This window comes from Bacillus songklensis (assembly GCF_042649685.1).
Lineage (GTDB): Bacteria > Bacillota > Bacilli > Bacillales > Bacillaceae_H > Bacillus_BA > Bacillus_BA songklensis.
Genome location: NZ_JBHRZT010000020.1, coordinates 455,520 through 478,756 on the forward strand (window position 1 = coordinate 455,520; position 23,237 = coordinate 478,756).

20 protein-coding genes are annotated in these 23,237 nt (G+C 41.0%); 3 read left to right on the forward strand and 17 right to left on the reverse strand.

Annotated features, from left to right (window positions below; translation table 11 throughout):
* Nucleotides 1-12: 12 nt before the first annotated feature.
* Entirely contained in the window at nucleotides 13-186 is a 174-nt protein-coding gene (gene rpsU, locus ACFOU2_RS05370) for a 30S ribosomal protein S21 (protein ID WP_003152957.1), read from the reverse strand.
* 197 nt (nucleotides 187-383) lie between these two features.
* Between rpsU and ACFOU2_RS05375 the strand changes: the two genes are divergently transcribed.
* Nucleotides 384-1,322 (forward strand): Na/Pi symporter, encoded by a 939-nt coding sequence (locus ACFOU2_RS05375; RefSeq protein WP_377912918.1) that lies wholly within the window; start codon nucleotides 384-386, stop codon nucleotides 1,320-1,322.
* A 223-nt stretch (nucleotides 1,323-1,545) separates the two neighbouring features.
* Here the strand turns inward: ACFOU2_RS05375 and deoC are convergent, their stop codons facing one another.
* The 13 genes from deoC to gpr form a co-directional block, all read right to left on the reverse strand.
* Complete coding sequence (deoC, locus tag ACFOU2_RS05380; RefSeq protein ID WP_377912920.1) at nucleotides 1,546-2,217, reverse strand: deoxyribose-phosphate aldolase; 672 nt, start codon at nucleotides 2,215-2,217, stop codon at nucleotides 1,546-1,548.
* Nucleotides 2,218-2,373: 156 nt separating this feature from the next.
* Nucleotides 2,374-3,729, reverse strand: a complete 1,356-nt coding sequence (gene mtaB, locus ACFOU2_RS05385) for a tRNA (N(6)-L-threonylcarbamoyladenosine(37)-C(2))-methylthiotransferase MtaB (RefSeq protein WP_377912922.1) — start codon at nucleotides 3,727-3,729, stop codon at nucleotides 2,374-2,376.
* A 5-nt stretch (nucleotides 3,730-3,734) separates the two neighbouring features.
* A complete protein-coding gene (locus ACFOU2_RS05390; RefSeq protein WP_377912924.1) occupies nucleotides 3,735-4,487 on the reverse strand; it encodes a 16S rRNA (uracil(1498)-N(3))-methyltransferase in 753 nt (250 codons plus the stop codon).
* A 38-nt stretch (nucleotides 4,488-4,525) separates the two neighbouring features.
* Complete coding sequence (gene prmA, locus ACFOU2_RS05395; RefSeq protein ID WP_377912926.1) at nucleotides 4,526-5,467, reverse strand: 50S ribosomal protein L11 methyltransferase; 942 nt, start codon at nucleotides 5,465-5,467, stop codon at nucleotides 4,526-4,528.
* Between the two features lie 212 nt (nucleotides 5,468-5,679).
* Nucleotides 5,680-6,807 (reverse strand): molecular chaperone DnaJ, encoded by a 1,128-nt coding sequence (gene dnaJ / locus ACFOU2_RS05400; protein WP_377912928.1) that lies wholly within the window; start codon nucleotides 6,805-6,807, stop codon nucleotides 5,680-5,682.
* Nucleotides 6,808-7,356: 549 nt separating this feature from the next.
* Entirely contained in the window at nucleotides 7,357-9,186 is a 1,830-nt protein-coding gene (gene dnaK / locus ACFOU2_RS05405) for a molecular chaperone DnaK (protein ID WP_377912930.1), read from the reverse strand.
* Nucleotides 9,187-9,218: 32 nt separating this feature from the next.
* The gene (gene grpE, locus ACFOU2_RS05410; protein WP_377912932.1) at nucleotides 9,219-9,800 is read right to left on the reverse strand and encodes a nucleotide exchange factor GrpE; all 582 of its coding nucleotides are present in this window, start codon (nucleotides 9,798-9,800) and stop codon (nucleotides 9,219-9,221) included.
* A gap of 110 nt (nucleotides 9,801-9,910) precedes the next feature.
* The gene (hrcA, locus tag ACFOU2_RS05415; protein ID WP_377912934.1) at nucleotides 9,911-10,942 is read right to left on the reverse strand and encodes a heat-inducible transcriptional repressor HrcA; all 1,032 of its coding nucleotides are present in this window, start codon (nucleotides 10,940-10,942) and stop codon (nucleotides 9,911-9,913) included.
* A gap of 84 nt (nucleotides 10,943-11,026) precedes the next feature.
* Nucleotides 11,027-12,166, reverse strand: coding sequence for a radical SAM family heme chaperone HemW (hemW, locus tag ACFOU2_RS05420; protein ID WP_377912936.1), 1,140 nt, complete (start codon nucleotides 12,164-12,166; stop codon nucleotides 11,027-11,029).
* Nucleotides 12,167-12,523: 357 nt separating this feature from the next.
* Nucleotides 12,524-14,362 carry a translation elongation factor 4 gene (lepA, locus tag ACFOU2_RS05425; protein ID WP_377912938.1) on the reverse strand — a complete coding sequence of 613 codons (1,839 nt, stop codon included), beginning with the start codon at nucleotides 14,360-14,362 and terminating at the stop codon, nucleotides 12,524-12,526.
* A gap of 236 nt (nucleotides 14,363-14,598) precedes the next feature.
* On the reverse strand, nucleotides 14,599-14,919 hold the full coding sequence (locus tag ACFOU2_RS05430; protein WP_377912940.1) for a YqxA family protein: 321 nt from the start codon (nucleotides 14,917-14,919) through the stop codon (nucleotides 14,599-14,601).
* A 218-nt stretch (nucleotides 14,920-15,137) separates the two neighbouring features.
* Nucleotides 15,138-16,337 carry a stage II sporulation protein P gene (gene spoIIP, locus ACFOU2_RS05435; protein ID WP_377912942.1) on the reverse strand — a complete coding sequence of 400 codons (1,200 nt, stop codon included), beginning with the start codon at nucleotides 16,335-16,337 and terminating at the stop codon, nucleotides 15,138-15,140.
* A 296-nt stretch (nucleotides 16,338-16,633) separates the two neighbouring features.
* Nucleotides 16,634-17,761, reverse strand: coding sequence for a GPR endopeptidase (gpr, locus tag ACFOU2_RS05440; protein ID WP_377912944.1), 1,128 nt, complete (start codon nucleotides 17,759-17,761; stop codon nucleotides 16,634-16,636).
* 330 nt (nucleotides 17,762-18,091) lie between these two features.
* On the opposite strand from gpr, the gene rpsT reads away from it, so the two are divergent.
* Complete coding sequence (gene rpsT, locus ACFOU2_RS05445; RefSeq protein ID WP_377912946.1) at nucleotides 18,092-18,358, forward strand: 30S ribosomal protein S20; 267 nt, start codon at nucleotides 18,092-18,094, stop codon at nucleotides 18,356-18,358.
* 39 nt (nucleotides 18,359-18,397) lie between these two features.
* Here the strand turns inward: rpsT and holA are convergent, their stop codons facing one another.
* Nucleotides 18,398-19,426, reverse strand: coding sequence for a DNA polymerase III subunit delta (holA, locus tag ACFOU2_RS05450; protein WP_377912948.1), 1,029 nt, complete (start codon nucleotides 19,424-19,426; stop codon nucleotides 18,398-18,400).
* A 321-nt stretch (nucleotides 19,427-19,747) separates the two neighbouring features.
* Here holA and ACFOU2_RS05455 point away from each other — a divergent pair, with 321 nt between their 5' ends.
* Complete coding sequence (locus ACFOU2_RS05455; RefSeq protein ID WP_377912950.1) at nucleotides 19,748-19,882, forward strand: YqzM family protein; 135 nt, start codon at nucleotides 19,748-19,750, stop codon at nucleotides 19,880-19,882.
* Between the two features lie 88 nt (nucleotides 19,883-19,970).
* Here the strand turns inward: ACFOU2_RS05455 and ACFOU2_RS05460 are convergent, their stop codons facing one another.
* Both ACFOU2_RS05460 and ACFOU2_RS05465 read right to left on the reverse strand, forming a co-directional pair.
* A complete protein-coding gene (locus tag ACFOU2_RS05460) occupies nucleotides 19,971-22,277 on the reverse strand; it encodes a DNA internalization-related competence protein ComEC/Rec2 (protein WP_377912952.1) in 2,307 nt (768 codons plus the stop codon).
* Between the two features lie 217 nt (nucleotides 22,278-22,494).
* Nucleotides 22,495-23,073 (reverse strand): ComE operon protein 2, encoded by a 579-nt coding sequence (locus tag ACFOU2_RS05465; protein WP_377912954.1) that lies wholly within the window; start codon nucleotides 23,071-23,073, stop codon nucleotides 22,495-22,497.
* Between the last annotated feature and the right edge of the window lie 164 nt (nucleotides 23,074-23,237).

The following is a 23,237-nucleotide window of genomic DNA, read 5'->3' on the forward strand; positions in this document are numbered from 1 at the left end:
ATACACCCTCTTTTAGAATTTGCGTTTTCTAGCCGCTTCAGACTTCTTCTTACGTTTTACGCTAGGTTTCTCATAGAATTCACGCTTTCTAGCCTCTTGTAAAGTACCAGTTTTAGATACTGAACGTTTGAAGCGACGAAGAGCATCCTCAAGCGATTCGTTTTTACGAACAACCGTTTTTGACATTCTAATTCCCTCCCTCCGAACACAACCACTAGCATCAATGTTGAAAGACATGAAAAGACATGTCTTTTGCAATTATAACCTAATGATCGCACAAGGTCAACTCCTTTACAAAAGAAATGCCTTCTTTACAATTTATTTTATTACATTGTCATACGAAGAATAACTTGTCTATAAAAATGGAGAAAGAGGTGAATTACATGCTGAGTATTCTTTCATTTTTCTCCGTCTATGTAGCGATCTTTCTTTTTGGAATGACAATACTAAGGGTGGGCTTATACAATCTATCACGTGATAAAATGAAGGAATGGCTGGTGAAACTAACTAGAACGCCATGGCAAGGGATGCTAATCGGAACGATCATTACAATGGTTCTCCAAAGCAGCTCTGCCGTCATGGTCATTACAGTAGGACTCGTCGCCACTGGTTATTTAACTTTTCAACAATCAATCGGAATTATCCTTGGCACAAACATCGGGACCACATTTACAACAGAGCTCATTACTTTCCGTTTAGACGACTATATTGTTCCGATGCTGATAGTCGGGGCCATTTTGTTATTGGTTCATCGCCGATTTACTTTCTGTTTTGGGAGCATGCTGTTTGGGCTAGGATGCATCTTTGTCTCCATGAAGGGATTTGAACACCTTGCCCTGCCCCTTGCCAATTTAAAGACGATCAACCATATTATTGCACAAGCCAATAACAGCGAAATACTTGGATTGGGACTTGGAACCCTCCTTACTGCAATTATTCAATCAAGCACCGCTACAACCGGTATTATTATGAGTTTTTTAAATGAAAATCTTCTTTCCTTACAAGCGGGCATCGCCATTTTATTCGGAGCGAATATTGGTACATGCATTACGGCATTGCTAGCATGCATTGGATCCAATCGTGAAGCAAAGCTGACCGCCTTTGCTCATGCCTGGCTGAATATAATAGGAGTTGCTCTTTTCTTCCCCTTTATTCGAACTTTTGGAGACATCGCCAGTCAATTAACGTCTCTTCCTGATGTCCAGCTCGCCCATGTAAGCCTTTTATTCAATGTTGTCTGTTCCATCATTGCTTTGCCATTAACAAGTGCACTGGCAACCTTTATTATTAAAGTACACGGAGAGCGTCCCTCCTTTCGGTAAAAAGCGATAAGAGAGCCGTTCTTTAAACCATTAGGATGGATATTTTAGAATACTGAATGAAGAAGTCAAAAATATTGATACGTATATTGATTTTTAAAAATTCTTGTTTTTTATAAGAAATAGACCGTCACTGAAATCCTTGATTTACCGAACTTCAAATGACGGCCCAGTTCATGAGGCTGGCTCAAAAGGGATTCCCTTTTGAGCCAGCCTCATTGCCTTATTAGTAATCACTGTCAGATCTTAATCCATTTACAATTGCCACACCGGAACTTGCACCGATGCGAGTTGCGCCTGCATCGATCATCTCTTTCGCACCTTGCGCGTCGCGAACGCCGCCGGATGCTTTTACTCCAAGGTCAGGACCGACTGTTTTACGCATTAAAGCGACATCCTCCACAGTTGCACCGCCAGTAGAGAAGCCTGTTGAAGTTTTGACATAATCAGCGCCGGCTTTTACAGCTAGCTCGCAAGCTCTTACTTTTTCTTCTTCAGTAAGCAGGCAAGTTTCAATGATTACTTTTGTCAACGCTTTTCCTTTCGCGGCTTCTACCACTGCACGAATATCACGCTCAACTAACTCATCATTTTTATCTTTAAGAGCGCCGATATTAATAACCATATCTACCTCTGTCGCGCCTTTTTCAATGGCATCTTTTGTTTCAAACGCTTTTGTTTCAGGAGTATTGGCTCCTAATGGGAAGCCGATAACGGTACATACTTTTACATCTGTACCTTTCAATAATTCAGCTGATAATTCTACCCATGTCGGGTTTACACACACAGAAGCAAATCCGTATTCTTTCGCCTCTTGGCAAATGGAAACGATTTGCTCTTTCTTTGTATCCGCTTTTAAAACTGTATGATCAATCATTTTAGCTATGTTTGTTGTCATAACCATTTCTCCTTTCATATTTTCCATAGTTGTCCGTACCTCTTTATCATATCACAAAACAGTAAAACAGACATTCTTTTTTATTATGCAGTCATACACGAAAATTCATAACAAAAATCCCCTTGCCCAAGGCAAGAGGATTTTATAAAAGCCCGCTTATGAGCTCATTTTCATTTTTTCAACTGCTATCTCATCCATAACGCGAACAAACTGCCCTTCATTGTATGGATAGCCCGCTTTTGTAATTTTAACTTTAACAAGCTTGCCAACCATTTCCTCTGTCGCTTCAAATTTCACCTTCAAGTAGTTATCTGTATACCCTACATATAACCCGCTCTCCGGGTCTTCTTTGTACAGCTCTTCTGGAATGACCTCAAGCACTTCTCCTTCAAATAGGGAAGCGTACTCCTTCGCTAATTGATCAGATAACTCAATCAGACGATGTACACGTTCATTTTTCACTTCTTCATCAATCTGATTGTCCATACGTGCGGCAGGAGTCCCTGTGCGCTTAGAATATGGGAATACATGAAGCTCGGAGAACCGATGTTCTTTAATGAAGTTGTATGTTTCCATAAACTCTTCTTCTGTTTCACCAGGAAAACCGACAATTACATCTGATGTAATCGCTAATCCAGGTAATGCTTCTTTCAGACGATTTAAACGATCTGCAAAGAACTCCATTGTATACTTACGTCTCATGCGTTTTAATACAGTATTCGAACCTGACTGAATCGGGATGTGCAAGTGACGTACGACTACTTTTGACTTATCTAAAACGTCAATAATCTCATCTGTAATTTGGCTTGCTTCAATAGATGAAATGCGAAGACGTTTCAATCCCACTACTTGCTCTTCAAGATCTCGGAGCAACTGGGCTAAATTGTAATCTTTCATGTCTTCACCGTATCCGCCAGTATGAATACCTGTTAAAACAATTTCTTTATACCCTGCATCCACTAGCTGCTGAGCTTGGCGAATGACTTCTTTTGGGTCCCGGGAGCGCATTAAACCGCGTGCCCATGGAATAATACAAAATGTACAGAAGTTGTTGCAGCCTTCTTGAATTTTTAAAGAGGCACGTGTGCGATCTGTAAATGCCGGAACATCCAACTCTTCATATACGCGTGTTTTCATAATGTTGCCCACAGCATTGATTGGTTGACGTTCTTGTTTATACTGCTCGATGTACTCAAGCATTTTCACACGGTCTTGTGTACCGACCACAATGTCTACACCCGGAATCGCCATGATTTCAGCCGGTGATGTTTGTGCGTAACATCCCGTTACACAAATGACCGCATCCGGATTTTTTCGCACAGCGCGGCGAATCACCTGGCGGCTCTTTTTGTCACCAGTATTCGTAACCGTACATGTATTGATTACATAAACATCGGCCGATTTCTCAAAGTCTACACGCTCATAGCCATTGTCTTTAAATAACTGCCAAATTGCTTCTGTTTCATAATGATTTACTTTACATCCGAGTGTATGAAACGCAACTGATGCCATCTATTTCACCTCATTAATTCAGTATGATACGAAACTGCCGCGAGAACATACAGCGGTGCAGTTTCTGTCCGTAAAATTCGTGGTCCGAACCCACATATCACAAAGCCGTTCTCTTTAAACGACTGTACTTCGTTATCCGACAATCCTCCTTCTGGCCCGATAACAACAAGAAGGGACTGATCCTGCTTTATATTCGACAAAACCGAAGCTAAATTAGATTTTTCTCCTAATTTCGCCTCTTCTTCATATGCAACTATCTTATAGTCGTATGCTTCGCTTTTTTGAACCAGTTCACGCAAAGAAGCGGGTTCCAGCACTTCCGGCACTTTTGTACGGTGTGCTTGTTCCGCCGCTTCCTTTGCAATTTTGCTCCAGCGCTCGACTTTTTTTGCTCCTTTTTTGCTATCCCATTTCACGATTGAACGGGCGGCCATAAAAGGGATAAACGCGGACGCACCCAGTTCAGTTCCTTTTTGAATCACAAGTTCCAGCTTATCCCCTTTAGGCAGTCCGTTCGCAATGGTAACTGCAACAGGCAATTCCTTTGCCTCATCTAACCATTCTACAACACGTAAATTCACTTCGTCACCGGAAATATCTTCTATTTCACATAACGCTGATTGACCCTTTTCATTGCAGCAAATCACCTTATCACCCTCTGACATTCTCATGACACGCGTTATGTGCCGCGCATCCTCGCTGTCAATGGTAACCTTGTTATCATTCAATTGCTCATTTTTCACAAAATATCGCTGCATACCTTTACACCCTCTTCAAAAAGATGGTTGCTTTACTCTTACTCGTTTTTTTGCGCAGTAATGGCGACCCAGTCTTCCATGACCGTTACTTCTTTAATGATAAATCCTTCTTTTACTAATGCATTCTTTACTTCGTCTTTCTTAGCGCTAATGATACCGGACGTAATGAAAATTCCTCCTGGCTTTAACACACGTGCTGCATCATTTGTAAAACGCACGATAATTTCAGCCAAGATGTTAGCTACAATAACATCAACAGGACCTTCAACGTTATTAAGCAAGTTATTTTGGGACACACTGACAACGTTCTGCACTTTATTTAGCTTAACATTTAAACGTGCCGAGTTAACTGCAACCTCATCCAAATCTAATGCCTTTACTTCCTTTGCCCCCAGCATAGCTGCTCCGATGCTTAACACCCCTGAGCCTGTCCCCACATCAATAACCGTATCGCCTTCTTTTACATTACGCTCCAATGCTTGTAGTGACATAACCGTTGTAGGATGTGTTCCCGTCCCAAACGCCATGCCCGGGTCTAATTCAATGATTAATTCATCTGTATTAACGGGTTCGTACGTCTCCCAAGTTGGAACAATCGTAAAGCGTTCAGAGATTTTAACCGGATTGTAATACTTTTTCCACGCAGTTGCCCATTCTTCTTCATTTACTTCACTAATAGTAACTTTATTGGCCCCAAGATCAAAATCATACACAAGGAGATTGTTGATTGCTTCCTTGATTCCTTCTACCGTTTCTCCTAAAAAGCTGTTTACCGGTAAATATGCTTTGATATAAACACCTTCTTCAGGATAATCATTTGAATTGAGTTGGTAGATCTCTCCGAAAGTAGTATCCCTTTCTTGCAATAAACCGTCCGGATCTTCTATCACAACTCCGCTGGCACCTGCCTCATGTAAAATGTTTGAAATAGGCTCAATTGCTTCACTTGTTGTATGAATACAGATTTCAGACCACTTCATATCTACCAACTCCAATCCTTTTGCGTTAAATATTACTTTCCATTTTTTCCGATAATGGATGTTTCATTCGGGCTACGACCAAAATCACTTGTTCATGCTCTTTTCCATCGAATAAACCTTCCGCTTTATCCAGGCTTTTTCAATCTTCAAGCAACGTTCATTTGATGAGGGTGTGAAGCCTCCCTATAAAAAATGGGAAGCTTCACACCCTCTTATTCACCTTTAAATGCTCTTTTTACTTTTGCAAAGAAAGAATCATGCTGCTCATCTACCACTTCTTGACCGCTTAAGTCTGCAAATTCCCGCAGCAGCTGTTTTTGTTTTTCAGATAGCTTTGTTGGAGTAATAACGCGTATAATGACGTGTTGGTCACCTTGTCCGTATCCTCTTACATTCGGAATTCCTTTTCCTTTTAAGCGGAATTTCGTTCCGGTCTGTGTACCGGCAGGAATTTTCAGTTTTACCTTGCCATGCAATGTAGGTACCTCAATTTCATCTCCAAGCGCCGCTTGAGCAAATGTTAAAGGCATTTCACAATAAACATCGTCCCCGTCTCTCTCGAAAAACTCATGTGAACGGACATGGAATACTACATATAAGTCCCCTGGAGGTCCTCCGTTAAATCCGGGTTCACCTTGACCTGCTACGCGTAATTGTTGACCATCATCAACGCCGGCAGGGATTTTGACGTTGATTTTTTTATTCTTGTTAATGCGGCCTGTTCCATGACATGTACCGCACTTTTCACGAATTATTTTCCCTTTACCGTTACAATATTGACACGTACGACGGTTAACAATACGGCCAAACGGTGTATTTTGTTCAATGCTCATTTGCCCTGTGCCGTGACAGTGCGAACATGTATCTACCTTCGAACCTGGTTTGGCCCCTGATCCATGACATGTATCACATGTTTCTTCACGCGGTATTTCAATCGTTGTTTCTTTCCCAAACACAGCATCTTCGAACGACAAGGTCATGGTATATTGTAAATCGGCTCCTTGACGAGGGGCATTTGGATCACGTCGTCTGCCACCGCCGAAAATAGAGCTGAAAATGTCTTCAAAACCGAAGCCGCCTCCAAAATCCGCTCCGCCTCCGAAGCCGCCAAACCCTTGATTGGGATCTGTGTGACCAAATTGGTCGTAGTGAGCTTTCTTTTGATCGTCACTTAATACTTCATATGCTTCTTTAATCTCTTTAAATTTTTCGGCTGCATCTGCCTCTTTATTAATATCAGGATGATATTTTTTCGACAACTTTCGATAAGCTTTCTTTATCTCATCTTTTGTAGCACTCTTACTTACCCCGAGAATCTCATAGTAATCTCGCTTACTCATGAATCTTCACTCCCGCTTCCTTTCACATAAAGGTAATTGTATCATTAACGATCTTTTAGTCGCAACCTGAAAGTTTAGAACGGAGGTGTACGGAACCATATGGTTCCGTACACCTCAAATGAATCGTCACGAAGAATACTCTAAAATCCAAGAGTTACCATGACGATTCATTTGATTAAAAGACTTTAGCAGCATCAAGGGTCCATTTCTGAATGAACACCGTTGCAAAAGACTCCTTTGACTCAAAAAAAGTCAAAGTCAAGGCAAGCCTGACTTTGACTTTTTTGAGTTCTACACATTCTTATTGTCCAGCTGCGCGAGCTACACCCTACGGTCATTTCGCCCCTTCCGACGAAACCCAAAAACGGTTTCTCTGTCAGAAGCTCCAACGCCCTATGGGTGTGTACGAGCTCGCTTCGCTTTTCTTATTGTCCAGCTGCGCGAGCTACACCCTACGGTCATTTCGCCCCTTCCGACGAAACCCAAAAGCGGTTTCTCTGTCAGAAGCTCCAACGCCCTATGGTTGTGTACGAGCTCGCTTCGCTTTTCTTATTTATCATCTACTTCTTCGAATTCAGCGTCTACGACGTTGTCGTCTTTTTTGCCTTGGCCTTCAGGTTGGCCGTCTTGCGCTGCTTGAGCTGCCTGTTGAGCTTGCTCATACAGTTTCATTGTTAATTGTTGAACAATTTGTTGAAGTTCGTCTTTTTTCGCACGAATTTCATTAAGATCATTTTTCTCGATAGCCGCTTTTAATGCGTCTTTCGCTTCGTTTGCTTTTTGCACTTCCGCTTCGTCCACTTTGCCTTCAAGGTCCTTCATTGTTTTTTCTGTTGTAAAGACAAGTTGATCCGCTTCGTTGCGCAATTCTACTTCTTCTTTACGTTGTTTATCTGCATCAGCATTTTCTTCCGCTTCTTTTACCATGCGTTGGATTTCTTCCTCAGAAAGGCCCGATGAAGATTGGATTGTGATTGCTTGTTCTTTATTTGTACCTAAATCTTTTGCACGAACATTTACGATACCGTTTTTATCGATGTCGAATGTTACTTCGATTTGTGGAATGCCGCGCGGTGCCGGCGGAATATCTGTTAATTGGAAACGTCCTAATGTTTTGTTGTCGGCTGCCATTGGGCGCTCACCTTGCAACACATGGATGTCTACTGCTGTTTGGTTATCTGCAGCTGTAGAAAATACTTGAGATTTGCTGGTCGGAATTGTTGTGTTGCGGTCGATTAATTTTGTGAACACGCCGCCCATTGTTTCAATCCCTAATGAAAGCGGAGTTACGTCAAGTAATACAACGTCCTTAACATCTCCTGTTAACACACCGCCTTGGACTGCTGCACCTAGAGCTACTACTTCATCAGGGTTAACACCTTTATGAGGCTCTTTTCCTGTTGCTTTTTTGATTGCTTCTTGCACAGCAGGAATACGTGTTGAACCACCGACTAAAATGATTTTGTCAATTTCGTTTGCTGAAAGGCCGGCATCTTGCAGCGCTTGACGCACAGGGCCCATTGTACGTTCCACTAAGTGAGCTGATAACTCTTCAAATTTCGCACGAGATAACGTTACTTCCAAGTGAAGAGGACCAGCTGCACCAGCTGTGATAAACGGCAGCGAAATTTGTGTGGAAGTTACACCTGATAAATCTTTTTTCGCTTTTTCCGCCGCATCTTTCAAGCGTTGAAGCGCCATTTTATCTTGTGACAAATCAATGCCATTTTCTTTTTTAAACTCTGCCACTAAATAATCAATAATGACTTGGTCAAAGTCATCACCGCCAAGACGGTTATCACCGGCAGTCGCACGCACTTCAAATACGCCGTCTCCCAGCTCAAGGATTGATACGTCAAACGTACCGCCGCCAAGGTCGTATACTAAAATCGTTTGGTCTTCTTCCATTTTATCCAAACCGTAAGCCAATGCTGCAGCAGTCGGTTCGTTGATAATACGCTCCACTTCTAAACCGGCAATTTTACCAGCATCTTTCGTTGCTTGACGCTCTGCATCGTTAAAGTAAGCTGGAACTGTAATAACCGCCTTTGTTACAGGCTCGCCTAAATAATCCTCTGCATATGCTTTTAGATGTTGTAAAATGATGGCGGAAATTTCTTGAGGAGTATATTGTTTACCCTCGATTTCCACCTTATAGTCTGTACCCATATGGCGTTTAATAGAAATAATGGTATTAGGGTTTGTGATGGCCTGGCGTTTTGCCACTTCCCCTACTTGGCGTTCGCCGTTCTTAAATGCAACAACTGATGGAGTTGTACGGTTTCCTTCTGGATTTGGAATTACTTTTGGCTCGCCGCCTTCTAACACAGCGACACAAGAGTTTGTTGTTCCTAAGTCGATACCAATGATTTTACTCATTGACCCTTACCTCCTAGCTTCATTATGTAACATTATTGATTTACTTTTACCATAGATGGACGAATGATTTTGTCTTTTAATTTATACCCTTTTTGGAATTCTTCCACTACTGTATTTGGTTCAAATGAGCTATCTTCCACTTGCATGACAGCTTGATGTTGATATGGATCAAACGGCTGTCCGACCGCTTCAATGACTTCCACACCTTCTTTTTGCAACGCTTCAAGAAGCTGACGATATACCATTTCCATACCTTGCAGTACAGCTTTTAATTGTTCATCTTCTGTATCTACTTTTAACGCTCTTTCAAAGTTATCAAGAGCCGGTAATATATCCGTCACTAAGCTTTGTGCACGATATTTTTGTGCAGCCTCAGCATCTAAACGAGTACGACGGCGGAAGTTATCAAAATCCGCTTGGAGACGCAAGTAGCGGTTTTCTTCCTCTTCAAGCTTCGCCTTTAATTCGTTAAGCTCTTTTTCTAAAGGATTTACTTCTGCAGTTTCTTCAACCTGTTCGTTTTCAACTGATTGTTCTCCTGCATGCCCTGCTTCCGTTTCTTCCATTTGTTCTTCTGTTACCGTTTCTTCTATTGTTTGCTTTTCGTTTGTCAACGAATTCACCTCCCTTTAATAATACGTAACATTTTTCATTGAATAAGAGGATTGTGAATCATTCGGATGGAGCAGAAGCTGCATCCATCCGTTAACCAATATAACCTGACCTACTTATTTTGATACAGCTTTGTTAAGGCATTTGATAAATTGGATGAAATAAGTTTCAATAAGCTAATGACACGAGAATAAGGCATTCGGATCGGTCCTAAAATCGCCACTGTTCCAAGCTGTTCGTCTCCAATGGAATAGCTTGCTGTAATTAAACTGCAATTTTCCATTTCGCTTACTTGGTTTTCGCGGCCAATTTTCACATCGATGCCCGCCTTGTTTCCCCGAAGGAGCTGATACAATTGTTGTTCTTGCTCCATCATCCTTAATAGTGACTGCACTTTTCCTACATCATGAAATTCCGGATGGCTTAACATGTTTGTCTTACCACCGATAAACGCTTTTTCACCTATTTTTAAACGCAGTGCGTTTTGCATCGTCACAAAAAGCTGCTCATAATTTTGGATATGTGTTTTTAACAACATCGCTACTTCTTTGTACATTTTATCATGCAACTCAATAATCGGAACTCCGGTCAAACGTTCATTTAAAATATTAACCATCTTTTCAATGTCAGATGGATTTATAGAATCAGGCAATGTTAATGTTTTGCTTTCTACATGGCCTGTGTCTGTCACAATAATCGCCACGGCGGTCTCACTTGATAAAGGAATCATTTGAATTTGCTTCAACTTATGATTTACCACATGCGGCCCTAATACAATGGATGTCAAATTCGTCATCTCAGATAAAATTTGTGCAGACTTTTGAACAACGGCTTCCAATTCTACAATGCGTTCAGCGAATACTGATTTAACCTTTGTCATATCAGACGCTGTTAGCATTTGCGGTGATAATAAATGATCAACATAATAACGATATCCTTTTTCTGATGGAATTCGCCCTGAGGAACTATGTGTCTTTTCAATAAACCCCAATTCTTCCAAATCTGCCATTTCATTACGAATCGTAGCAGAACTGAAATTAATCTCTTCTCTTTTTGATAAGGTTCTTGAGCCGACAGGTTGCGCAGACCGAATGAAATCATCAATCACCACTTGTAAAATTAACAATTGTCGATCTGTAAGCACATGCCATCACCTCTGTTAGCACTCATGTGCATCGAGTGCTAAATCTATTAATAAGTTACCAAATCACTTTGGTAATGTCAACGATTAGATTACACCTATAAAAGCTTGGAACACTTCGTTTCCGAGAAATCTTCCTTGTCTTGTTAAGTAGATATTCTCTTTATCCTCGGCAAGCAACCCTTTTTTCATTTGCTCCTGTGCCTGTTGTCCAAACACCTCATTGAACGGTACACCATACTTTCGTTCAAAGATCTTTTTGGATACTCCCGCTGTTTTGCGGAGACCCAAAAAGACTTCCTCTTCCATCATTTCTGCTTTACAGACTTCATGCTCTTCCAAGTAAGCAGATCCATTTTTTCTTACAGCCTCTATATATTTATTAATGGGACCTATGTTAGCCCTTCTGATCCCCTTTGTGTAGCTATGGGCACCCGCTCCGATTCCATAATACTCTTCGTTATTCCAATACGTTAAGTTATGACGGCTCGCAAAACCGGGCTTAGTGAAATTACTGATTTCATATTGATGAAATCCGTGTCGTTCCATCTCATCCATCAACAAATCATACATTTTTGCTTCTTCTTCTTGGGCCGGAACCTGCAATTTTCCTTTACGCATTAAATTATAAAAAACCGTCTTCGGTTCAATAATTAACGAATAGGCTGACATATGATCAACATTCAATTCAAATGCTTCTTTTAACGTTTGGACAAAATCTCCGATCGTTTGCCCCGGTAAACTATACATTAAATCTAGGCTAAGGTTATTAAAACCAACTTTTCTTGCCCTCTCAATCGTTTTAATTGCTTCCCTTTTTGTATGAACACGTCCGATTTTTTTCAAAATCTCATCATTAAAAGTTTGTACCCCGATACTTAAACGGTTAACACTGTAATCCTTCAATAATTGAAGTTTCTCCTCTGTCAATTCATTAGGATTCGCTTCGAATGTAAACTCGCCGCCTTCTTCCACTGAAAGATGGCGCTGAATGATTTGAAGAAACTTTTCCAACTGAGGGACCGTGAGAGCAGTCGGCGTACCTCCACCGACAAAGATGCTTTTCAATCTGCTTTCACCATGTTTTTCAACCGTATATTTCATCTCTTGTTCCATTGCATCCAAATACTGATCGACAGGCTGATTTTCAAAAAAGACCTTGTTAAAATCACAATAATGGCAAATATGATGACAAAATGGAATGTGTAAATATGCAGCTTGTACCATTTATCTCACACCCTTTTCTTTTTTACAAAAAGGCCGCAGATTTGGCTCTGCGGCAATCGTTAAAATAAAAAATGATCCTATCCGTTTAAATTGCATAATAACGCATAACAAAGTGAAACTTCCATCAAGAGATGCTTTTTCTCCTAATGGTTAGTTGATTTTACCAGGCTCTTAGGGGTGGTTATTCCTTCTCGGGAAAAACCGGGATCCTATCACCTGTTAGAGCGGGATAAAAGCTTTTTAACCACAAGGAACCGTCATTGAAATCCCCGGTTTACCGGATTTCCTCATGACGGCTCCTTACAGGAGACCGGATGGCACAACATAAGGAAAATGTCGTGCCATCCGGTCCCGTTATTATTTCTTGCTGTTATCGTCATCCATTTTCAGAACAGCCATGAATGCCTCTTGCGGCACTTCAACAGATCCTACTTGTTTCATGCGCTTTTTACCTTCTTTTTGCTTTTCAAGAAGTTTACGTTTACGGGAAATGTCACCGCCGTAACATTTTGCCAATACATTTTTACGCATCGCTTTGATTGTCGAACGCGCCACGATTTTTTGTCCGATCGCCGCTTGAATCGGCACTTCAAACTGTTGGCGGGGGATTAGCTCTTTTAATTTTTCTACAATCACTTTACCGCGCTCATAAGCGGAATCACGGTGGACAATGAAAGAAAGGGCGTCTACTTTTTCCGCGTTTAATAAGATATCCATCTTCACTAATTTAGATGGTTTATAACCGATTAATTCATAATCAAAAGAAGCATATCCTTTTGTGCTCGATTTTAATTGGTCGAAGAAATCATATACAATTTCAGATAAAGGAATTTCATAGATAATGCTCACACGGTTTTCATCCAAATATTCCATCGTAATGAAAATTCCGCGTTTTTTCTGGCAAAGCTCCATGACGGCACCAACATAATCATTTGGAACCATGATCGTTGCTTTTACATACGGCTCTTCAATACGATCAATCTTTTGAGGATCAGGCATATTCGACGGGTTATCAACCGCCACTTTTTCACCATCTGTTAAAAACACATCATAAATAACACTTGGAGCCGTCGTGATTAAATCGATTTTAAATTCACGCTCAATGCGTTCTTGAATGATTTCCATGTGTAATAACCCTAAGAAACCACAGCGGAAACCAAAGCCTAATGCCTGTGATGTTTCCGGCTCGAATTGAAGTGCCGAGTCATTTAACTGCAGTTTCTCAAGTGCTTCACGTAAATCGTTGTATCGTGCTGTATCGATTGGATATAAACCACAGAACACCATCGGATTCAATTTACGATAACCGGGAAGCGGTTCAGCAGCCCCATTTTTTGCGTGCGTAATCGTATCACCTACACGGGTGTCGCCAACATTTTTAATGGCTGCCGTTAAAAACCCTACGTCCCCAACGGTCAATTCGTCTTTTAATGTCGCCTTTGGCGTGAAAACACCAACCTCTGTTACTTCGAACTCTTTACCCGTTGCCATCATTTTAATTTTATCGCCTACTTTAACCGTACCTTCTACAACACGAATATAGGCAACAACCCCGCGGTAAGCATCATATAAAGAGTCGAAAATCAATGCTTTTAAAGGGCCTTCCGGATCTCCGGTCGGTGCTGGCACTTTTTCTACGATTTGTTCCAAAATCTCTTCAATGCCAATACCCGCTTTGGCAGAAGCAAGCACTGCTTCTGATGCGTCAAGGCCAATTACATCTTCAATTTCTTGACGAACACGTTCCGGGTCGGCACTCGGTAAATCAATCTTATTAATAACAGGCAAGATTTCCAAATCGTTGTCGAGCGCTAAGTAAACGTTCGCCAGCGTTTGCGCTTCAATTCCTTGCGCCGCATCGACCACAAGGATAGCTCCCTCACAGGCAGCCAAACTTCGCGACACTTCGTACGTAAAGTCGACATGGCCCGGTGTATCAATCAAATGAAGGATATAATCATTTCCATCTTTTGCTTTATAATTAAGCTGAACAGCATTTAACTTAATGGTAATTCCCCGTTCTCTTTCCAGGTCCATGGAATCCAATAGCTGATCCTTCATTTCGCGTTGAGTAAGTGCATTGGTCTTCTCTAAAATACGATCAGCTAATGTAGACTTCCCATGGTCAATATGGGCGATGATGGAGAAGTTACGAATTTTAGATCGTCTCTCTAATCTTGATTCTTTATTCATCACGTATTCCACTCCTACTAAAACTCGACAAACATGTACACTAGGATAGATTATATCATTACGACACAGTCAATGTCATTAGAAAAACTTGTCCATTATACAGTCTTTTAGGTAAAGGCCTTCGTTTCTGACACAGTTAAGAAAATGTTCGTTATACGTTCTCATTAGCCAGCAAAAAGACATTTGCCCTTATGTTCCGCTTCATCCATCTTGTAAGGGCAAATGTCCATTCGTTATCTCTATTGGCCAACTACCTTGTTAATGGCAGAATGAACGGCATCCGCAAACTTTTTTCCAAATGAGGAAAAGAAGTTAAAGGCTTTACGTTCTTCCAATTGTTCTTGCTTTTGCTGCAAATCAAGTGTTCTCACTTTAGAACCCAACACTGAAGCCTTAATCTCTCCTTCTTTTGTTTGTGAAACGGTGAAAGCACTTAAAAATTCAGGATCTTCGTAGCCCTTCATTTTAATCATTCCATTATTGGCCAGCTGCATCCCAAGCAAAACTCCAAATAACAGTATTGTCGTCAGCATGAAACTCTTCATCATAAACTTAATCATCTTTTTCTCCTTCAATGGGACGTTTCCTATTAATCATTATGGACGTTTTTTGCTGAAAACATTACCTTCTCATGCATTTATTCCACTCTAATGGGCAGTAATCCCCTCATTCTCCTTACATTAAGTGAAGGAATTACTGCCCATTGGTTCAACTAACACCCGCTGAATAAAGGAATACATGTTAACTGCATATCGTTCTGCCCGCCGGAAGTTTCACTTTATTGTTTCGATTCAACCGCTCCATTCGCTTTTTCCGCTTGCCAATAATAATCGCTGAATACATCTGCTACCGCTTCAGCTGTCCGGTTCAATTCCTGGAATGAATTGTCGACCCCTCCAATTTCCATCAAAATAGCATTCTGGGATAAATCTTGGTTAAACTTACCGTTCGTCCCTTTTCCTCTTTTCGTAAAAACCCCTCTACTTAAACGCGGATACTTTTTGTTGATCATTTTATAGAGATCTTTGGCCAGTTTCTCGTTTCTTTCGTAATTCGCATTCTCTCCTCCTATGATAAAAGCAAGTTTTGCGTAGTCTTTTCCGTTTATCGTCACCGTTGTAGCCTCTCTGCGATTTGAATCCCGGTGGAGGTCAAATAAGAACTGTAAATCACGATTGGAAGCCAGTGCCGATTGAACCACTTCACGCGAAGCAGCATAAGATTTTGAATAGCTCCATCCCTTTTGCTTTAACCTTTTATTCATATCCTCTATACTAACCTGTGTTCCAATACCTCTTTTTCTAAGTTCTTCTCCCAATTTTTGTCCGACCATTGTAATATTTACCTTTGAATGAAAGGCTGCATTCGGGTCGGTTACCCCCTTTAAATGAGGCAAATACGACTCGGTACTGTGTGTATGGTAAATAAATACAACATTTTTGCCGTCTGTTGATGAGGCCCGGGGTTGGACAGGATCATTTTCTCCCCGGGGCTTGTCCACTTCAGATAAATTTTGAATACTCGCTTCCCGTTCTGCCATCAATACTTCTAGCGGCGGCGAAGACTCGTATGGAATGGTTGTATAGTCAGTTCCCTCTTCAGCAACAATGATTTCGCTGTCAAAATGATAAAAACCGGGAAGTTCATTTCCAAGCAAACTTCTCGGATCATCTAGATTGACGCGTGTTGCAAATTGAAACAACTCACTAAAATATCCAGGCGAAGGAATATCCGATGAGAGCGCCTGCTTAAAGTAATGATTTTCATATGAAAATAAATGAACAAAAGAGGAAATGGACAATTCATCTGTTACTTCGCCTAAAGAGGTAGAGGAAATTCGATATTGAGGTTTTAATGATGTTAGCATTCCGACCATTACAAACAACATGACTAATCCTAATACGAACACAATGATTAATTTGCGTATGATGGCTCCGTTCACTGAAACAATTAGTTCCCCTGGTCGCCCGAACTTCATGTTCTCACCCTTTCCAAGCTTCTCGTTATATATATATGTACAAGCCCCCTGTATAGAACGGGACATTCCCCCACACGGATAGACTTTTAAAGAAAACTTGACGATTGCGATCCTTCGGCTGCACTGCCAGTTCATGCTTTCTTAACGTAAAATAAAAGAAAGAGGATGGCTCAAAAGGTATAAAAAGACATACCTTTTGAGCCATCCTCCTGAAAGGTCAACTTTTGTCATTGATTAGAGGCTTATGGGACAGCCTCGTTTCGTTGATAGACAGTTGTGAATACGCGCTTATGCTTTTAATGGGTATAAGCGCCCAGGTTATCCTGATCCACTTCATGATGCAGCGCAGCGTTCAAGCCTCCGGCAACTACATTGGCCATGGACTCAATAAACATATCGACTTCCTTAGGTGTTACCATCAAGTTATGCCCTAAAGGTGCTAACACTTCATGAATGAGTCGTCTCTTTTCCTCATCCGGCAGTGTCCCGATCAATCCTAGATACGTTTGACGCTGCTCCATTTCCGGCAGATCTTCATCTGTTAGCGTCTGCTTTTCACCAAATGTCATCCCCGACGGAACGAGCGCTTTAGATGGCTTTCCTTGCTCTTTCATTTCCCGCCCAAAGTGCTTTAATATAAAATCGATCGTATCGCTTGTGATGGAAACAGCATCTACAACTGTTGGAATACCTACAGCAATTACCGGTATGCCCAATGTATCACGACTGAGCTCTTTTCTCTTATTTCCCACTCCCGAACCCGGGTGAATTCCCGTATCTGAGATTTGGATAGTGGCATTTACACGCTCAATTGAGCGGGCAGCCAGGGCATCAATTGCAATAATAAAGTCCGGCTTTGTTTTTTGAACGACCCCGAAAATAATGTCGCTCGTTTCAATTCCCGTTAATCCCATTACACCTGGTGCGATTGCACTGACAGAGCGGAAACCTTCTTCAACATTTTGTGAATCCAGCTCGAATAAATGTCTAGTAATCAGTAAGTTTTCTACAGCCATCGGCCCAAGAGCATCAGGTGTGACATTCCAGTTTCCAAGCCCCACCACTAAACAACTCGCTTGATTGGAAATCCCTAACTGTTTAATGAACCGATGGAATTCTTTTGCGAGCACTTCTTCCATTATTTTTTGCATTTCCGTATCTTGCTGACGGATTGCCGGTGTCTCTAAAGTCAAGTATTGACCTTTTTTCTTGTTAATTACCTGTGCTCCCTGCTCCGTGATTTCAACAGCGGTTACTTTAACTCCCTGCACATCTCTTTCCTTAACAATAACCCCCTCAATCTGCGCTCTCTGCTGAGTGCGTCCCTTCTCTGCTTTCTCTCGCTCTTGAACAACCATTTCATGGGCCTCTACCGCTAAATCTGTGCGAACATTATATTGACTTAAATCAAGACGATTATCCACATTCCTTCCTCCCAGCCTAGTATGTAATATCGTTAATTTGTTCTATAATCCGTTCCAACTCACATAGAAATATTTACTAACTATTGCGGAGTAGATATTTTGGGACTTTACCCGTACAATAGTCAAGTACGGTCAATAGGTGAGCTGTTGAAAAGGTATTTGTATTTTCACCTATTTAACTTCTCTTCATTCATCTTATGTTTGTGTAAAATTCATCGTGATATTGTATTGCATTCTTTTTATTGGTTTGATAGAATATCATGTGTTCTTACTGTAAAAATGTCGAGTTTAACATAATCTCGATTTTAGTAATTTCGGGAGGTGAAACGGATGCCAAACATGAAATCTGCGATCAAACGCGTAAAAACTAGCGATGCTCGTCGCGCTCAAAACGCTCAAGTTAAATCTACTATGCGTACTGCTATCAAAAAGGTTGAAGCATTAGTAGCAAACAACGATATCGAGAATGCAAAAGCTGCTTTCGCAGTAGCTTCTGAAAAATTAGACAAAGCTGCTCGTAAAGGTCTTATCCACAAAAACGTTGCTGCTCGTCAAAAGTCTCGTTTAGCTAAAAAAGTTAACGGCTTGTCAGCATAATAAAAACGACTCTCCTCAAGGAGAGTCGTTTTTATTATGTCACTGTCGTTTTTGGTTAACATTCTTTAAGAAAAACAACTCTAGAATAAGGGATTTATCCATTTTCCCCATTTTCATTTCATAATCGGCTTCCGCCAACTCTTTCATGATGCTTCTCAGTTGATCTTCCCCGAACATTTTGCTTTGCTGTAAGGCTAGCTTCACGCGAAATGGATGGATTTTTAGTGACTGGGCGATTTGTTGTTGACCGTACCCTTGATTGGATAGTTGCTTGGAGTGATAAATCAATCGGAACTGCATCGCCAAAAGGGATAAAATTTTAATTGGTTCTTCATTATTTTGCAGCAAATCCCGATACAAATATAGCGCCTTTACCGAATCCTGCTGAACCACCGCTTCAATCAGAGAGAATACATTTTGTTCCAATGATCTCGACACTAACAATGAGACAATCTCTTCGTTAATGGTCTGGCCTTCTCCTACATACAGAACAAGCTTTTGCAGCTCATTCAGAACAACCGTCAAGTTAAGACCAGTCAATTGTAAAAATAACTGTTTCGCCTCCTCTGTCATGGTCACGGACGAAGCTTTTAATTCATTATCGATCCATGCCCGGATCTCTTGTTCCCCGAGTTCGTTCGTTTCGATGATTTCCGCATGCTTTTTCAACAATTTTGTGATTTTTTTTCGTTCATCGAGTTTTGAATAAGGGACATTTATGACCATCACCGTGAATGGAGAAGGTTGTTCGATATAGTGCTGCAACTTTTCGATATTGTGCTCCACTTTTCCTTTTAACTTTTCCGCTGTCAAGAATAAAGCATTATTGAGTACGACAACACGTTTTTCACCAAAGAAAGGTAACGTTTCTGCATCCTCAACAGCATGGTCGACCGGAACTTCTTCTAAATCATATGTGGACAAATTAAAGCTTCTTTCTTCCTCGTTCAATGCAGCTTCAATAATTTTTTTGCGTGTTTCTTGTAATAAAAACGTATTCGTTCCATATATTAAATAAATAGATGACAATTGAGTTTGTTTTACTTTTTTCCAACTATGTAATACCAAGTGTTTGCCTCTCCCATTCTTTCTGTATTCCTCCTTATCATCGTACAAAGATTAGGGACATTTTACAAGCTGCCTGACTGAATTGAATGACATGAATAAAGGGAATTGCACCTAAAGAAGCAATTCCCTAATCTATGATAAACACTAACAAAAGAAGCCCTAGGATACTTTTTTGTTAGTGAGTGCCCCTTTTGTTTTATTATGGACACCATGCCTTGAACTATTTGTGACAAGTCTTGTCAGCAAAGGAAAACGGTTTCTTTTATATGGATTTTTTCATATTTTTACCTTATACTTAAGTATGAAATAGGAGGGGTAGCTGTGAACGAGTTTGAGAAAAATGTCCAAAGTACACGAAATGACGCAGTCGATTCAGGTGTAGGTTTCGCGGTTTCATTCGGATTTTTCGCAACAATGTTTATTATTGCAACTATCGTACAATTAGTGGCGTCCTGATATCGGAGAAGATATCCCTTAACCCGCTTGTTGCGGGAATGAAGCTGTTGAAAATGACTTTTCAACAGCTTTTTATGTTTACTACATGTTATGGAATTTCCCATCGGAACGTTCCATCGTTTTTGAGAAATATATAGGAAATGGCTCCGTGTTCGTCTGTTCGAAGAATAGCAATGTCCCTTTTTTGCAGCTCCTTTATGACAGAAGAATGGGGATGCTGATACCGGTTATTTTTCCCGACTGAAATGATGGCTACCTTCGGTTTTATATGATCTAAAAACAGAGAAGATGTAGAGGTTTTACTTCCGTGATGTCCCACTTTCACTATGTCGGCTTTTAATAATGGAAAATTTAAGACGAGCTTCTCTTCTCCGTTTGATTCCATATCGCCTGTAAACAGCCAGTTTAACCCTCCCATCCTGGAAAACAACACGAGAGACTGATCGTTTTTAGTTGTTTCATTTCCGGCCGGAGATAAGAAGAAAAAAGAATAGCCCCCTTCCTTCCATCCATCTCCCTTTTCCATAAAAGTGACCTTTGCTCCTTTAGAAATGCTTTGCTTTATCGCTTTTTCTTCCAGCTCGTCCAACACATCTTTCTTTCCTAAGACTAACTCTTTTACATGTACTTTCTTTAACACTGTTTGCGCCGCTCCAGCATGATCATAATCCCCATGCGTAATAATCAATTTATCGATATGCCGAATTCCACGTGCCCGTAAAAAAGGAACAAGGACATGCTTGCCTACCTCAAAAGGCTTACGTTTTACCTGCCAGGGTTCTCTTGCAAACGGCATACTTCCCCCTGTATCAATTAAGTAGACACCTCTTCGATAAGGAAGCTCAATTAAAATGCTGTCTCCTTGCCCCACATCGATAAAAGTTACACGTCCCTGAGGATTCATGTTGAATTGGAAGTATTGAAATAGTAATAAGAGAAGAAGACCCGCTGCAGGCCACATCCATGTTTTCACTTGTTTTTCCACCATCGCAAACAGACATACTATCACGGCATATAAGCCCGCCATGAGATAAAAAGGTGGCTTTCCGAAAATGAGCTGTGTGAATGGAGCGGTTACTGCGAACTTGACCATTTCACCACTGACTTCCAGTACGGCATTCAATAAAAAGGCCATTATTTCTCCCAGAGGGGAACATATTATCCAAGTTAGAAACATCAGTAAACATATTGGTAGAACAAATATGGAAAAAAGAGGAATAAACAATAGATTCAACGGGAGACTCAATAAGGAAACTTGATGAAAATGGTACAAAATCAACGGAAGAGAACCTAACTGTGAGACAATGCTTGCTGCTATTAATTGCTTCAAAAAGGAAGAATAGCCCTTCATAATGATCCCTCTGGACATGATCAAGAAGAAACTGACCATAAACGAAAGCTGGAACCCAATCTGATATATATAGTACGGCTGAACACCAACCATAATCAAAAAGGTCAAACTGATGGCATCATGAGAAGTGATGGTCGTTTTAATTCGGATGACAAGCAAGATAAGAACGGTCATCATGACAGCTCTGATAACAGAAGGGGATGCCCCTGCAACAGCTCCATATACCGGAAGGACGATCATTAACGAGAGTGTCGCATTTTCCCTTGTGACTCCTATTCGAACCAAGAAATAAAATAAAATTCCTGATAGAAATCCAACATGTAACCCGGATATGGCAAGTAAATGAATAACACCGCCTTCCTGGTAGTACCCCAGCGTTTCTTCACTTATATTTTTTCGCTCTCCATAAATGAGGGCCTGCATCATTCCTAGAGATGGCTGTTTGACGTTTTTCTCAATAAAACGGAGCCCGCTCTCCCTCCAAGAAGAGAACATATATTCTTTCCCCGCACTTGAGGCACATCTTCCCAATGACATGTCGGAGAGACTCAACACCCAGTGAATTCGTTGTTGATGTAAATACTGGGCATAATTAAAGCCAGCTTCATTTCTCCTTTTCTCGGGTTCGGTTAACGTACCTTTCAATTGACAAGAAGCTCCCACTCTTAATTTTTGAAGCTCTTTCTTTTCTTCAGCTGTGGAAATATTGTACATAACGATAATTGTTTCGTCTGGAAGGCGAAAATGAAAGGAGAGTGTTCGGCCATTTAGATCCGGAATAGTGGAGATATAACCTTGAAAGGAAGTTTGCGAGGAAGAAAGCATAGTATGATTACTCTTTTCAGTCACGATATAATGCCCCGGCAAAAAAATCGAGGCGATTATACTTGCATAAAATACGGGGCGAGGAACATAATGATACAACCAAAAAAGATAGGTGCCAAAAGCAAGCCACACAACCGGCTCCTGCCATGTTAAACAAATGAATGCCAGCACTGCTGCAAATGCAATATAAATCCAAAATCCTTTTACTCTTCTTATCATTCACATATGCTGAACACCTCCCTATCGTTCTAAAGGGAAAAGGACTGTCCCATAACTCTTCACAAAGAAAGACATTTCATTTTTCGGAAGGGTGGCTCAAAAGCAAGTCCTTTTTGCTTTTAATGAGCCCTCCTTCCTTTTTCAAAACAGCCCTTTTGGACATCCAAAAAGGCCCGTTTCAAGAAAATATGCCAAAATCATCTTTTGAATTTTCTTTTTATATTTTTTGTTTGGAAGCAAAGAATAGCTTTTCTGCCTCTTTTTGAAATTCATCCATCGTTTCCGGCTCTGTCCCATTTGCTTCTGCCAGCGCTAACAAACGAGAGACAAAATCTGATTTTTCCTTTGCATACATATCAATTGCCGCTTCATAAAACGCCACTTGCTCTACATGTACACCAGCTTGCTTAAACAATTCAATCGCATAAGGATGGTTTTTGTAGTCATTTGCATAATAAACAGATTTGATTCCAGCTTGAATAATGGCTTTACAGCAATGTACACACGGAAAATGCGTGACGTATATTTCAGCCCCCTCTGTTTTCACACCAAATTTTGCGCATTGTAATAGTGCATTCATCTCTGCATGAATCGTTCGGATACAATGGCCGTCTATGACATAACATCCTTCATCAATGCAATGGACCCCACCGCTGATCGATCCGTTATACCCTCCTGCAATAATCCGCTTATCGCGCACGATGGTCGCCCCTACCGCTAGTCGCTCACACGTACTGCGAAGCGCCAATAAATGGCTTTGTGCCATAAAATATTGATCCCAAGAAATTCGATTCATTGCTCTTCCCCCGCTTTTTAACTGTTAATGTCAGAGCTAAACAGTCGGCCCCGCTTTTCTTCATTGTCCAGCTGCGAAAACCAAGCCGTACGGTCGTTTCACTTTCTCCCACGGCACCAAAGAGCGGTTCCCCGGGAGAACGCTCCAACGCCCTATCGGCTTAA